General features: G+C 39.9%; 12 protein-coding genes and 1 pseudogene. 5 read left to right on the plus strand and 8 right to left on the minus strand.

Annotated features, from left to right (window positions below):
• Positions 1–164 precede the first annotated feature (164 nt).
• From NPUN_RS30220 to NPUN_RS30235, 3 genes are read left to right on the plus strand one after another with little or no spacing between them, the layout of a single operon-like run.
• Positions 165–1,472: a mannosyltransferase family protein gene (locus NPUN_RS30220; protein WP_012412205.1), complete on the plus strand. Its 1,308-nt coding sequence runs from the start codon at positions 165–167 to the stop codon at positions 1,470–1,472.
• Positions 1,473–1,516: 44 nt separating this feature from the next.
• Positions 1,517–3,448, plus strand: coding sequence for a DMT family transporter (locus NPUN_RS42835; RefSeq protein ID WP_012412206.1), 1,932 nt, complete (start codon positions 1,517–1,519; stop codon positions 3,446–3,448).
• A gap of 46 nt (positions 3,449–3,494) precedes the next feature.
• Positions 3,495–4,760, plus strand: coding sequence for a membrane protein (locus tag NPUN_RS30235; protein ID WP_012412207.1), 1,266 nt, complete (start codon positions 3,495–3,497; stop codon positions 4,758–4,760).
• A gap of 37 nt (positions 4,761–4,797) precedes the next feature.
• On the opposite strand, the gene NPUN_RS30240 is transcribed toward NPUN_RS30235, so the two are convergent.
• A complete protein-coding gene (locus NPUN_RS30240) occupies positions 4,798–6,366 on the minus strand; it encodes an ArnT family glycosyltransferase (protein ID WP_012412208.1) in 1,569 nt (522 codons plus the stop codon).
• 77 nt (positions 6,367–6,443) lie between these two features.
• Between NPUN_RS30240 and NPUN_RS30245 the strand changes: the two genes are divergently transcribed.
• A complete protein-coding gene (locus NPUN_RS30245; RefSeq protein WP_012412209.1) occupies positions 6,444–7,835 on the plus strand; it encodes a DUF2079 domain-containing protein in 1,392 nt (463 codons plus the stop codon).
• A 147-nt stretch (positions 7,836–7,982) separates the two neighbouring features.
• On the opposite strand, the pseudogene NPUN_RS41115 reads toward NPUN_RS30245, so the two are convergent.
• Positions 7,983–8,108: pseudogene (locus NPUN_RS41115) on the minus strand (Uma2 family endonuclease); the annotation flags it as partial.
• A gap of 133 nt (positions 8,109–8,241) precedes the next feature.
• Here NPUN_RS41115 and NPUN_RS30250 point away from each other — a divergent pair.
• Positions 8,242–8,808, plus strand: coding sequence for a hypothetical protein (locus NPUN_RS30250; RefSeq protein ID WP_012412211.1), 567 nt, complete (start codon positions 8,242–8,244; stop codon positions 8,806–8,808).
• A gap of 59 nt (positions 8,809–8,867) precedes the next feature.
• On the opposite strand, the gene NPUN_RS30255 is transcribed toward NPUN_RS30250, so the two are convergent.
• From NPUN_RS30255 to NPUN_RS30280, 6 genes are all read right to left on the minus strand, one after another.
• On the minus strand, positions 8,868–9,137 hold the full coding sequence (locus NPUN_RS30255) for a hypothetical protein (protein WP_012412212.1): 270 nt from the start codon (positions 9,135–9,137) through the stop codon (positions 8,868–8,870).
• Positions 9,085–9,423 (minus strand): DUF6972 family protein, encoded by a 339-nt coding sequence (locus NPUN_RS30260; RefSeq protein ID WP_012412213.1) that lies wholly within the window; start codon positions 9,421–9,423, stop codon positions 9,085–9,087. Before NPUN_RS30260 ends, NPUN_RS30255 begins: the two co-directional genes overlap by 53 nt.
• Positions 9,424–9,680: 257 nt before the next feature.
• A complete protein-coding gene (locus NPUN_RS30265; RefSeq protein WP_012412214.1) occupies positions 9,681–12,647 on the minus strand; it encodes a calcium-translocating P-type ATPase, PMCA-type in 2,967 nt (988 codons plus the stop codon).
• Between the two features lie 166 nt (positions 12,648–12,813).
• Complete coding sequence (locus NPUN_RS30270; protein WP_012412215.1) at positions 12,814–13,518, minus strand: zinc ribbon domain-containing protein; 705 nt, start codon at positions 13,516–13,518, stop codon at positions 12,814–12,816.
• Position 13,519: 1 nt separating this feature from the next.
• The gene (locus tag NPUN_RS30275; protein WP_012412216.1) at positions 13,520–14,128 is read right to left on the minus strand and encodes a tellurium resistance protein TerA; all 609 of its coding nucleotides are present in this window, start codon (positions 14,126–14,128) and stop codon (positions 13,520–13,522) included.
• A 21-nt stretch (positions 14,129–14,149) separates the two neighbouring features.
• Positions 14,150–14,755, minus strand: coding sequence for a TerD family protein (locus NPUN_RS30280; RefSeq protein ID WP_012412217.1), 606 nt, complete (start codon positions 14,753–14,755; stop codon positions 14,150–14,152).
• Between the last annotated feature and the right edge of the window lie 4 nt (positions 14,756–14,759).

Here is a 14,759-nt window from a genome sequence, read left to right on the forward strand (position 1 = left end):
GCAAAAGTAACCAAATAGGAAATAATTTCAATTAATTGCTAATTTGTCCAGTTTGTTAATTATGTTGGTGGAGGATTTAATATGCAAAATGTTACTCATAAATTGCTGTGTTACAGCCATAGGTAAAAGGATGCAGAAAGGAGTTTGTTGAAGCACTCAACCCTATGGTCAAAGTTCAAATAGTTATAAAAAAAGTTTTATGGAAAAATGATTTCCTGTTTCCAGCAGCAATATGGCTTGCCAGTCGAATATTCATCTGGACTGCTATGTTGCTGGTTGCGCCAAAACTACCGTTACCAGCAGAAGAATTTTTGCCTCATTTTGGCTGGGGGGTTTTTGATGCCTGGGATAGTATGCATTATCGAGCGATCGCTACTTCTGGATATGAATTTGCGAATGACGGTAAGCAACATAATCTTGCCTTCTTTCCCCTGTTTCCCTTAAGCATCTGGGTTTTGATGAAGCTGGGCTTGCCGTTTGAATTAGCAGGGACGTTAGTCAACAATCTGGCATTTTTCGCAGCGCTTTACTGTTTGTATTTTTGGGTTAAGGAGCATTATGGCATCAATGCGGCGCACTGGACTACTGCTGTAGTTTCTTTATATCCATCATCCATGTTTACGGGGGTGGTTTACACAGAGGGGCTGTATTTGTTTTTGAGTACTTCGGCTGTGCGGGCATTTGATCAAAAGCAGTATGGCTGGACTGGGTTTTGGGGGGCGATGGCGACAGCAACACGTCCTACAGGTATGGCACTAATTCCAGCATTAGCGATCGCAGCGTGGAAAGAACGGCGACCACCCATTGCCTATATTGCTGGTTTTGTTACCGCCATTGGCATACTTTTATTCAGTTTCTATTGTGCGATTTATTTTGGCAACCCTTTAGCTTTTATCGAAGCACAAAGAGGATGGCGACCAACTCTAGGATTTGATTGGCAGGGTTGGTTAAATATGCTCATGCAAATTGCAGTTGGCACAAAAAATTGGCAATATGGTTGGATTCAAAAACCATCTGGTGGCGTTGAAGACCCGTGGTATCTCTTGTTAGTTGCCGTGATTGTTACCAGTGGCTATCTTTTATGGCGTTTCCGTCAACGTCTTAGTTCTTTGAAATTATTTTATGGCTTTTATGCTTTAGTCTTATCTCTGTTGCTCCTAGCAAGCGAAGAGTGGATCAATAACTTGCTCAACTTGTTCATGGTCTTGGGTGGTGGCTATATGTTGTGGTGCTTACGCACGCAACTGACCACAGTTACAGTTATTTATGGCTTTTGCGGTATTGGTTTGCTGCTAGCTTCGGGAGGTACTATCTCCTTGAGCCGTCTTGCTTATGGTATTGTGCCTTTGAATATAGCCATTGGTGTACTGCTATCTCGCCATCCTCGTCAGGGATATTTAATCTTGGGCGCTTTTATGACACTACTAGCCAAAATAGCTGTAGGATTTGCCCAAGAACGTTGGGTTGGTTAGAGGTTTGATTCTTTATTGGTGAGAAGTTGAATTTAAATTCCCTAATGAATGTATCCAATCAAAGGAAGATAGCCCTAGCTGCATTATTTGTTGGTGTAGGTGCCATATCTTTTGGCTCTATTTTCGTGAAACTGAGCGAAACTCAACTCAGCCCCAATGCCACTGTATTTAATCGTTTGTGGCTTGCTAGTGTGTTCTTTTTGCTCTGGCATGGATACAAGGCAATACGTCAGCGACTTTCCTTAGACAAACCTGAAGAACAGCAATTGTACACCAGCCAGGATCTCTGGCTATTGGGAAGTGCTGGGATCTTTTGGGCTGGCACTTTAGTCTTGTTGGCTTGGTCTCTGACTGAAACTAGCGTTGCGATTTCTAGTGTTTTACATAATCTCGCCCCCATATTTACTAGCTTAGGGGTGTGGCTGTTATATCGTAAGAGTTTTGAGAGCCAATTCCTGATTGGGATGGTCATCGCCCTTGGGGGAGCGATCGCTATAGAATTTGAGGAGTTGCAAATCGCCACAGACGAAGTTCAAGGGGGCTTTGCTGCGATCGTTTCTGCAATTTTCTTGAGTGGATACCTGCTAATCGTAGAAAAATTACGAACTAAATTTTCTCCGGCCACAATCCAGTTGTGGATCAGTGCGATTAGTGCCCTAATTATCTTACCCATACTTTTGTTTACTCAAGATCAGCTTTTTCCTTCTACAACCAGTGGGTGGCTTTGGGTCATTTCCCTAGCGTTAATCTGCCAAGTTTTAGGTCATGGGCTTTTGACCTATTGCCTGGCCAAATTTTCCTCTGTGGTTGTTTCATTGGTGCATCTTTTAGAGCCAGTATTTAGCGGCATTTTCGCTCTGATCATATTTTCGGAAAAATTGACTTTCTCAAATTGGGTAGGTTTCGCTGTAGTTTTAATGGGTTTATACTTAGCCGTATCTAGCCAAGGTGTTGTTAATTTACCGATCCACAAATTAGTCACAAATATAGTTAACACTTTCGTTAAAAGTATGACGAGCAAACTGTCATTACTAAAGCAACAGTTCTCCGAAACACCAGCTTTATTAGGAACTGCTTCATTATTATTTGCCCTAATTCCCATATCTTTAGCACCATCTCTGACTAAATTATGTCAACAAGAAATTGGTGCAAATGCTGTAGTATTTCATCGCAGTTGGATCGCCACAATTGTATTTGCACTGTGGAATTTACTTGAGGCTTTCCGTAGCCAACAATCTGAGAATGAACCTATAGAAAATGAGCCTTTTACGAGCCAAGAAGTGTGGCTATTGTTGGCAATGGGAACCTCTGCTGGAACCTACCTGCTTTTGTGGGCTTGGTCGCTCAGTCAAACTAGTGTTGCTAATGTTGCTTTACTCTCTAATTTAAACTCCTTATTTGTTGCTTTGGCTGGATATGTGTTATTCGGTCGGCGCTTCGATAACAGATTCGTAATTGGACTGGTCATAGCCTTGGCGGGAGCGATCGCATTTGAACTCAATAAGGTGCAATTTGCAACTGATCAAATACTGGGTGATACCTTAGCATTGCTAACTGCGATTTTCATGGCTACGTGTATGCTGCTGATAGAACGACTCCGAACCCGTTTTAGCACGGCAACTATCATGCTGTGGCGCTGTGGAGTCACAACAATGTTTCTACTACCCGTACTCCCATTCCTGGAAGATCGGCTGTTACCCTATTCCTGGACGGGTTGGTTTTTCATCATTTTCCAAGCCCTCTTCTGCCAAGTATTGGGTCAGGGACTTTTAGCTTATAGCCTCAGCAGAATCTCCTCAAGCGTCGTCGCCGTCACACTTCTCCTCGAACCAGTCCTGGCTTCTATTTTTGCTTGGTTCATTTTTTCAGAACAGGTAGGTTTGTTTGATTGGGCGACTTTTGCCGTAGTTTTAGTGGGTATCTATCTAGCGCAATCTAGCCAATCCATTGTTCAAGTCACAAATGAAGCATCATAGTACCATGACGGCTAGTAAATAAAAGTTCATTTATCTATCTGCAAAGATGAATATAAGGAAAAAAATTTTGGCGAATGGCTTATTTTTTGTCATAGCAATGTGGCTTTCTAGTAGGCTTTTAATAGCAATCGCTATGTTACTGATTGCCCCATTATTTCCAAGTTCATCAACTGGCGTTACTGCCACATTCAGTTGGGATGTTTTTCATGCTTGGGATAGTGTTTGGTATGAGAAAATTGTGACTTCTGGTTATGATTTTTCTAGTGAAGTAAAGGAAATTCACACAGTTGCATTTTTTCCTTTATTTCCATTGTTAAGTTGGATAATTATGTTGACTGGATTGCCTTTTAAAGTGGCAGGTTTATTAGTTAATAATTCAGCTTTTTTAGCTGCCTTAATCATACTTTATTTTTGGGTACAGGAGCTTTACGACACAAGCACAGCACGATGGGCAACAGCTACTTTAGCATGGTGTCCCTATTCCCTTTATGGAACTGTAATTTACACCGAAGGTCTGTTTTTGTTGTGTACCACATCTGCCTTACGAGCTTTTGATAAAAAGCAATATATTTGGGTAGGATTCTGGGGAGCATTATCTACAGCAACCCGACTACCTGGAGTTGCTCTTATCCCCGCTTTTCTGTTTGTTTCTTGGAAAGAACGTAGAGGTATAAAAGCTTATATTGCCAGTTTAACTGTTGGTTTGGGTATATCTCTTTATAGTCTTTATTGTCAAATTAAATTTGGCGACGCTTTGGCTTTCATCCATGCACAAAAAGCGTGGCGTGGTGATGCAACAGGCTTTGCTTGGGAAGGTTGGTGGAAGATGTTGATGCAAATTACGGTAGGTTTCACTAATTGGAAATCTGGTTATATTAAAGACCCTTTATATCCGTTATTATTTTTAATAATTATTGGTAGTGGCTATTTATTATGGCGCTTTCGTGTATATCTGGGGATGAGTAAATTCCGCTATGGATTATATTTTTTATGGCTATTGTTGTGGTCATTGACAGGAGATGAATTATTTAAAATTGCACTAGTTTTCGGCGGTATCTATTTACTATGGTTATCACGCGCTAAAATTCCCCTTGTTACTGTTGTCTATGGGTTTTCTTCCTTTGCTTTGATTTTAAACACCGGGATTACAGCCTCGGCTGAACGCTACGCTTACGGTATTGTATCGCTGTCAATAGCATTCGGGTTATTACTTGCCAATTATCCTCGCTGGGGATACCCAATTATGTACTTTTTTGGAATACTAATGTTCACATTTTCTATTCGATTTGCCCGTGATCTTTGGGTAGCTTAGGCTTAATTCTGAATTCTGGCTCATGAATTCTATTTTGTTAATTTTTGGTAATTAGTGTAAATCCGTTAGTTGCTCCTATAATTTTACTACTAGTTAAATTCATTTGCTGTAAAGCCTCATTATCTAATAGCAAATAAGATTTATTCGATAGCATTTTTTGTAGAAGTGGCACAGTTGTAGCAGTTACCTTGCAATCGCTATAAAAATCTAAACTGGGACGGCCATAAGCAAAAGAAGTATAAATTTGTGTTCCTGGTGAAACATTTGCCCGAATTAATGCTGCTACTGGTTTAACTGGAAAAGCTTCCTTTAATTCCCAAATCCAAGATTGCGAACTTACCAACAGGGTTAACACTAAATACATCCCTGTAAATAACACTGGAATAAAGTTGCGATCGCGCTGTTTAACTAGCCATGCTGCGATGCCCATACTTATTACCAAAACAATGCTCATGACTATCAAAATAGGCTCTTTCTTAATAAAAAAGTAAACACAACCTCCTAAACCAGCAATAGAAATAATAGCTAGAAATATTGTCCAGCTTCGCACTCGGAAATGCCCATTCTGCCAAACTTCACTCAAATTAGCACCAATCGCCAAGGCTAAAAATGGATATACAGGCATGACATACCACGGAAGCTTAGTTCTCATAAAAGAAATAGTTCCCAAGTAAATAATTGTGGTCAAAAGAACTAGAGAACCCCAAGTTTCATAACGTTTTTTCCAAGCTAGATAAAGCCCTCCAGGTAAAAATAACAGCCAGGGAAAACCATATTTGAGTAATTCTAATAAATAGTACCAAACAGGCCCACTATTACCTTCAACAGTTTGTGTAAGGCGGTCAAAAGCTTGTGCTTGAAAATGCACCTCTAAAAAAGTATTACCATAATGTTGCCATTGAGCAATATACCAAGCGATCGCAGGAGCATTTCCTAATAAAATTCCTACCCATAAATAGGGACTTTTCAACAAAGCTAATTGCCGATCTGCAAGCAAAAATAAACAGGCGATCGCCCCCAATAGTAAAACTATCGTTCCCTTAGTAAGAATAATTAACCCCAGACAAAATCCCACGCCTAGAGCATATTTTCGGTTCTGACGTGCCTTCAAAAGACAAAATAACAACAGCAAGAAAAAAGAAATAGTCATCCCATCTAACATCGCCAGTCTTCCATGACGCACCACAGGCAACATTGTCAAGTAAACTAAAGCAGCAAATAGAGCAGGTAAATTTTGCTTAAAAGCCAAACGCCCCACTAAATAAAGCAAAGGCACACCTAAGGCAGTTAAAACCGCACCAGGTAAGCGTGTGGTAAACTCTTGCACTCCTCCTAGTTGGTAGCACAAAGCAATTAACCATTGCATCAAAGGCGGTTTTAATAAAAATGGTTCTCCCTGAAGGGTGGGATAAAGCCAGTTACCAGTCCGGTAAATTTCTCTGGCGACTAGAGCGTAAGTCCCTTCATCCCAGTCTCGTAAAGGGGAATTTCCCAAAAATATCAACCAGAGAACTAGAGATATTACCAGTAAGCTAAATAACCATTTTTTGGGTGCGAAAATTATAGTTCTTTTTGTGAATAGCTTTACAATATTTGGGCGATACATTTAAGGCTGATTAGGGTAGTGAATAATATTGCTAATTATGTATCTAAAATACTTACGATGAATACTTTTTTGATGGCATGAGAAAAAAACTGAATCAGCTTGGTTATCTTGGTTGGATAATTGGCGTGAGTGCCTTAATTTTGTTTGGGTGCAGCAGCTTACGACATGAGTTGTTTCAATCAAACGCTTTTGATTTAGGAATTTTTGACCAAGCAGTTTATTTAATTAGTCAAGGGCAACCGCCTATTAGTTCTTTCATAGGTTTTCATATTCTCGGCGATCATGCTGCTTGGATATTCTATCCCTTGGCTGTACTCTATAAAATCTATCCTAGTGTTTACTGGTTATTTGCTGTGCAGGCAGCTGCCTTGGCATTAGGCGCTTTGCCGACTTGGTATCTAGCCCACCAAGCTGGACTGAAAGAAAACCAAGCAATAGCGGTCGTATTTGTGTATCTCTTGCAGCCAGTGCTGTTTAATGCCAATTTATTTGATTTTCACCCAGAAGTGATAGCTATACCACTACTATTGGCGGCGGTTTTAGCAGCACGGTTAGATCGGCTAGGGTGGTTTTGTTTAAGTATTTTACCGGTCTTAGGATGTAAGGAAGTATTGCCCCTCACTGTTGCTGGGATGGGAGTTTGGTTACTGTTGTTTGAAAAGCGGCGTTTATATGGTGCGATCGCTATTTGTGCTGGTGTCGCCTGGTTTCTGATTGCTACTCAGGTAATTATTCCTTTTTTCAACAGTGCAGAAGCAATAGCAATGGTACGTTACAGCTATTTAGGTAATTCAGTTATAGACATTGCAAAAAATATAGTATTGCAGCCAGGACTGCTCGTGGGAAGGGTTTTTTCACTGGATAACCTAGAATACTTGGTTTTGCTGCTAGCACCTGTGATATGGGCGCTTTCCCCACAAGGAATAAAACCTTTAGTAGGAGCTATTCCTTGTTTGGCGCTAAATATTCTAGCTGATTACTCACCTCAAAAAAACTTGATACATCAGTATTCTGTTCCAGCGCTGCCATTCCTGGTGTTGGCTGTAATTTCCAGCCTCGCCGCAGGTAGGGGATGGCTACAAAATAAACGAGCGATTATCCTGTGGTCATTGGTGGCATTTTTATGCCTGGCAAAATTTCCCCATTTTGGAGGTAAATATTTAAAATCTCTAGATACTTGGCAAGCTACAAAACAAGCGATCGCTCAGATTCAAACTAAAGGAAGCGTTTACACCACAGCAGAGATTTCCCCGCATTTAAGCCACCGAAAATTGATTACGTTTACAACTAGCGATTCCCCACCTGCTGATTTAAATACTTACAATTATGTATTGCTCAATGTCCGTCATCCTGGCTGGTCAAATAGTCAGGAGTTTACTGCTAGCTTGGCCAATCAACTGAAAAATAATCAAGGATTTCAGTTGAAATATCAGCGTGATGATGTGTATTTGTTTGTCAAAGTCGCTTGAGCATTGGAGTAATAATTCTCATTGCTATTGATAAAAAGTCCATATATAAATCTGATTGATTGGTTAGTCGAAATATAATATTGAAGGTTGCGCGTCCGTTCTTGACAATATTAGAAATCACCGATAATCGCGCTCCATCTCACCCTGTTTTCCTTCCGGTGACATTTCGACAATTTTTCCTTTGAGTAGTTCAACTTTGCGATCGCTCAAAATGCCAGCGTCAATCATGCGCTGATATTCGTCAATCGTCCATTTAGCAACTATCACACTCATGACGATTGATTCTTCCCAATGATTCTTTATATTCTCCCATTTTAAAGGCACTTCAAATCTGATTCAGAAGACACGTCGGCAAGTATGTGATAAAACTGATACACACGGTAAAGTCATAGTCGAGTATGTAATTATGTTAAGAGTAATTTTGCTGACGTTGGCGCAGTCCGCCATAGGTATCGCTACTTTTATTATTCCTTTGACTAGCTACACCTATAATCAAGTAACTGCTACCACCACTAACTATCAAATTTCTCAGAATACTAATAATCAATCAACAGGAATAACTATTGAACGTCTAGGAATAGGTGGAGTGAAGCTTTCTATGTCTGAGGCACAAGTCAGAAAAGTTTTAGGTAAACCTGTAAAAGTAGAAAATGGTTTTGTAGCCGCTATTGGTAAAGTTCGTACTCTTAAATATGCAGGCATCACAGTTGATTTAGATGAAGGTGCTAAACCAGGTAACTTTACTGTTTATCAAATCAAAGCAACTAGTTCTAAATATTCCACCATAGATGGAATAAAAGTAGGTGACAGACAATCAAAAGTGATTAGAACCTATGGAAAAACTGAAATATCTCAAGATGGTAAAGTTACCAATTTAAATTACATAGTTGAAGAACCCAGCCCTGGAGGTTTAAATTTTTCTTTTGAAAAAGGTAAAATAACAGAAATTTTCTGTTTTTATTTGATGAATTAAGCAATTTTTATAATTAAATACTAATGCCATTTCAATTTTTCTCATAAATCTTTAGTAAATCAGACTAACTCCGCAGCTAAAAGCCTACCTTCAATTGGTTCATACTCATCTTCTAGTAACCATAACTTGGCTGCATTATAGTCATTACCAGAAAATACAATTTTATACTCCTGCGCTGGGTCATAAACTTGACAGTTATCTTGACTGTCGCAAAGCAATAAAAGAATATATGGAGGAGATAACATGGGATCTATCCATACTTCTGTAAATTCCCAATTATTCTTCACTTGGTCTTGTGCGGGGGATGACGTGGTATTGGTCGTCTGCATTGATTTTTATCTCCCCATAGTAAAGTAGAGTACGGCTACCATCTGGGCTGATTCTATAACCTATTGGCTCATTAAAAAACATTCCATAACGGTTATATCCTCGAATCATTCCAGTGAATTGCCCATTTGCTATTATGGCTTGAGTAACTATATTCATTGTAGGTTCATCGTTAAATACATGAGCGGCAAGTCCCCGTTTGAGAAGTCTTTGACTTTGAGGTGTATCTGCTATGTGCTTGGCAACTTGTCTAACGTCAAGGGTAATTTGACGATTAATTCCACTCATGATTAAGAGTTAAGTTTTTTGTATTTCCAGAATTGATGCTGAAAACACTAAATTCCAGAATTACGGTGAAAATATAACGATCGCAACCCCAGATATTTTTACACAAAAAACGGTAGAGCAATAAATACTCTACCATTTTGTAATTTTCTATTGAGATTTAATCCCAAGCTCTAAATTATACTCAACGCCTTGGAATTAAAATTACGGATGCTATTTTTGATATCGGTTTACCAAGGATTTGCCAAAATTTACAGTAGTTAATAGGATTCTCGCAGATGACTTTTCAATTTTAACTGTATTATGAAGCGCCATAGTTCACCAATCCAAAGCACTGTCGATGTTACAACAATTACACTTATCCAGTCCACCAAAGACAAAGGTACTGTTCTAAAAACGCTACCACCAAACTGAATAATCAATATCTGTCCTACAAAAATGGTAATAGCGATCGCTACAAATCCTTTATTCTTAGACAAACCTTTGAACGCAGACTGCTTTAACCCCAAGCATCGAGCATTGAACAAATTCCAAAACTGTAACATTACGAACACGCCGAAGAACACGGAAAGCTCATAAGGAGTGATTTCTCCATCTCGACGGATATAGCGTAAGAAACCAACCAGAAAAAGCAAAAATGCTAACCCAACAGTAAAAATATTCTGTGCCATTGCTTTGGTGACAATAAGGGCTTCTGGGTTACGGGGAGAGTGCTGCATGACGCTCCGATGAGGGGGTTCCGTCGCCAAAGCCAAAGCAGCAAAGGTATCCATAATTAAGTTTACCCAGAGCATTTGGGTGACAGTTAGAGGTAGCGCTACACCGATAAATGGCCCTACTAAAGCAATCCCTAACGCTACAACGTTGATTGTTAACTGAAATAGAATAAATCGTTGGATATTTTGGTAAAGCGATCGCCCCCAAACAACTGCATTTACAATACTGCGGAAAGAATCGTCAAGCAAAATAATGTCGCTGGCCTCTTTAGCGATCGCTGTACCACTTCCCATTGCCAAACCTACCTGAGCTTGCTTGAGAGCAGCTGCATCGTTTGTACCATCTCCGGTGACACCTACTACCTCACCATTCTCCTGTAATAGTTTCACCAGCCGCAGCTTATCAAGTGGTCGCGCTCTGGAAAGTACCTTTAATTGCAGCACTGCCTGACTTGCTTCTTCGTCACTCAGTTGATCAAATTGCTGACCAGTCAAATGTAAATAACCGCTATTAAAGTCATCTTCTTCTTGCCAAAGTCCAATTTGACGAGCAATTTCCTTAGCCGTCTCCGAGTTATCGCCTGTTACAACTTTGACTTGTATTCCTGCATTTAAGCAGGCTTGGATGGCATCAGGTACTTCTGGACGCAAGGGGTCTAAAATTGCCACAAACCCCAGCCAAGTCATGTCGTGAGCAATTTCGTCCAAGTTCGTCTCACTCGAATGCTGTGAGACTTCATGGTAAGCAAACCCTAGTGCCCGCATTCCTCGTCTTTGATATTCTTTAATTGCAGATGCGATCGCGGCTTTATTCTTGAGTGATTCTAGTCCTTGCTGTGTAAGAATTTGCGAACAACGTTCCAAAATTACCTCTGGCGCTCCTTTCACATAAAGCACATCCTTCCCAGTTACAGAGGAAATGCCAATTGTGCCCATGTATTTTTTCTGACCGCAAAAAGGCATTCGGGATTTTATTTGAAAATTACCCCGGTAAGATATGTAATCAGTATCCTGGCTATCTAGCCATAAAAGTAAAGCTCCTTCTGTAGCATTGCCAATAGGACGAGGAGTCTGCAAAGGTTTTTTCTCTAAATCAGCAGTACTATTAACTGCGATCGCCTCCGCTATTAAACCTTTCACATCTTTAAGTGCTGGCAACAGTTGAGAATTCAAACTAGGAAAATTGACTTCATATACCCGCATTTGATTTTGGGTAAGAGTGCCAGTTTTATCAGAGCAAATTACTGTAGCTGAACCAATAGTTTCACAAGCGTGCATCCGACGCACCAAATTATTGGAAGCTGCCATCTTTTTCATACTGTAGGCAAGACTGAGGGTAACACTCATTGCTAAACCTTCTGGCACAGCTACCACAATAATTGTCACAGCTACCATAAAGTAGTGCAGTAATGCTTTGGCAACAGTACTAGGTACCCAGTTATTTATAGAGCCAGGAATTAGTCCTAGAGGATAGCCTAAAGCAAGTCCAATAGTGAAAAATACTAATCCTATACCAACTGTTTTTAGCCAACTAGGAAGACTATTATTTTCCAGCCATTTTGGTGCTATAAGTTTGCTACCAGCTAGCTCCAGACCATCATAAATTACAGGTAGCCATACTCGGCTAAGTGTTACTAGCACACTAATAATTGACAGTCCGACAACATACCACTGTTGAGAACTCAGGCTTAATTCTTTAGTGACAAAACCGCGCACCAGCAAAGATATGAAAGTGAAACCAGCAAATCCAAGACCAACTACACCAATGAGTTTACTAAGTTTTTCTAGTTGATGATTAAGCGGTGTGTCTTCTGTGTTTTCGATGCTGGCAATTGCTGTTGCCAATTTACCAATTTCTGTATTATCACCAACGGCAGTAACTTCAAAATAACCTTGTCCTTGTTCAACAATCGTACTGCGATAAATTTTGTAAGCTGGGTAAGTTCCTTCTTCAATACCTTGATTCTCTGCGTCAGCTTGAGTAAGCTTTTTAACTGGTTCCGCTTCTCCAGTGATTTTTGACTGGTCAATTTCTAAAGATATTTCTTCTAAAATTTGTCCATCAGTTGGGATTTCTTCACCTTGTTCTACATATACAACATCACCAAAAACTAAATCTTTACGCTTAACAGTGGTAAAGCTGCTATCTCGGATGACTTTGATAAATACTTCGTCATAAACTTGATTGAGAATGTCAAATTCTTGACTGGCTTTATATTCGTTAAAAAAAGCGAGAGTTGTCGCTAACAAGATAGCAGCTACAATCCCTAAACCTTCAGCATATTCACCCTCAAAAATTCCGACACTAATAGCGATCGCAGCAGCAATCATCAGAATCCGAATTACTGGATCTTCAAATTTCTCTAAGAACAATTTCCATAATGGCTCTCGTTCTGGAGGAGTAAGAACGTTGGCACCATATTTTTGGCGATTGAGCTTAACTTCCTCCAAAGTTAGTCCTTGATATGGTAATTGAATCTTGTTGCCCTGACTCTTCTCATTAGTAAGCATATTCCATCCATTAAATTCTTAAAAGCTATATCAGAGCTAAATTAAACATCAACACCAGATAGATATTCAGTAATGCCATACAGAATTATGCAATGGCAGTATACAGTCGAATACCATAGCAATTATTCATTGTGAAAATAGTGAGATGTTTATTAATCTACTTTCATCAATGCACTGGCAAGGACTTATGTTTCCTAATGGCGTTATTCATCAAGATGATCTGTTCGGCATGAAATGAGGGAGGCATCAAACTGTGAATTCCATGATCAAGTCCATCGTGCATCACATCTGTTGGTAGTTGGGAATGGTCTAATCCCAAAGTGTGACCGATTTCGTGGGTGATAGTATTAGCAATCAAGTTAGACAATTGACTCAGATTCAGACTCGCTCGGTAAGAAGCATTAAGTACTTGGTCTATACGAACAGCAGCACGGTCTGTAACTTTATTATGACGGAAACTGGCAATTCCTAGATAGTCAACTGGTTCTTGATCAACAAACACATAGACATGGGTAAAGTTTTGGTTCCACTCTTTTTCATCAGGTGGTTCTGAGGTCAAAAATACATTGACACTCCTAAAAGCACTGAAGACTTTAGCAAGCGCATCTGCCATAACTTCTAGTATGGTGCTATTATCTTCAGTGCCGATAATCATGTTTGAAATATTGACCCAGACACAATGGCGAACTTCGCTGTTTTTTGCAACAATCAACCATCCACAATATGGACACACTCGCCAATTAGTTTGGATATGAGAACGGCAACCTTGACAGCGAGGTTTTGAAGGTCTATCAAGGTTAATCCGTTCCCAAATTGGGACTTGCAGCTTACGATTTGTCTTAGTTAAATTCAGGCGATCGTAGAGCGACATTTTACTTAGAGCCAGCTACCCAGCTAAAGCCAAAACGATAGTAATCGTCTGCCTCTTTATGTCCACTAAAGTATTTTTCTTCCTTTAAAATCGTAACTTCAGAGCCAATGTTGCTTACCATAGCAGCAGCACAGAAAGGTCGATTTTTATCTGGGTTATTAAGTTCCAGATAAATTTCTTCGCCATTACTGATTTTGAAAAGCATCCGACCATCCACAGACTTAAAATCGGGTGTTCCCTGATAAATTAGGGCAAAAAACATCACTCGTTTAATTGTGTCAGGTCTGTAAATGAACATATTTTCACCATCTGAGGCTGCTCCAGTACGATCATCTTTATCAAGAAAGATGTAAGGAGAAGAATTTTTGGCTCCAAAATTTCCTCCTAGAGGCTGGATGACCCCTTTTTCACCATTTACAGTTTCATACATACAGCCTAAGTCAAGGTCAGGAGCATTATTACCTCCAAGCAACTTGGAAAAGAATCCAGCGTTTTGATTGGACTGCTGATTCCAATTCAGGTTGATATGAACTGTCAGTTGCTTAGAGTTACCTGCTTTACTCAGGTCTATTTTGTGGGAATCGCCACTCTTTTGAAGTGTAATAGCCATAATTACAAGTTTGCTCAGTATTTAGGAGTAAGAGCCAGCGAGTTCACCTAAGCCATTGACATTGACACCATTGCCAATAGCTGCTAGTTTCCAGTCATCATTGTGTCGATACACTTCAGCCAAGACCATCCCAGTCATGCCCAAATACTCCTTACCAGAGAGATTATATCGAGCCAGTTCTTTGTTATTAGCTGCATTAACCAGGCGCACAAAAGCATTTTCAATTTGACTAAAGTCCTGCTTACGGGCAATGCAATCGTAAATATTGACTACGAAGACTAACTTAACAATCTGGGCAGGTATGCGCGGCAAATCAACTATAATCACTTCATCATCGCCATCACCTGCACCAGTTAAATTGTCCCCTGTGTGAGTTATGGCTCCAGACAAATGCTGAAGATTTCCAAAGTAGATAATATTCTCTTTAGCCGTTAACTTGCCATTTGCATCCAGACAGATTACAGATGCATCTAGATCATAGTTTTGACCACCGCCACCAAAATTACTAAAAAATCCACCGCCTGAACGTTTAGCCACATCCCAGCCCAGTCCACACATCATTTTGCTTAGACCAGGGGCTTCCTTAGAAAGTGAAATCCGCTGTCCTTTCTGTAAACTAATTGCCATACTC

The sequence above is a fragment of the Nostoc punctiforme PCC 73102 genome, assembly GCF_000020025.1.
GTDB lineage: Bacteria > Cyanobacteriota > Cyanobacteriia > Cyanobacteriales > Nostocaceae > Nostoc > Nostoc punctiforme.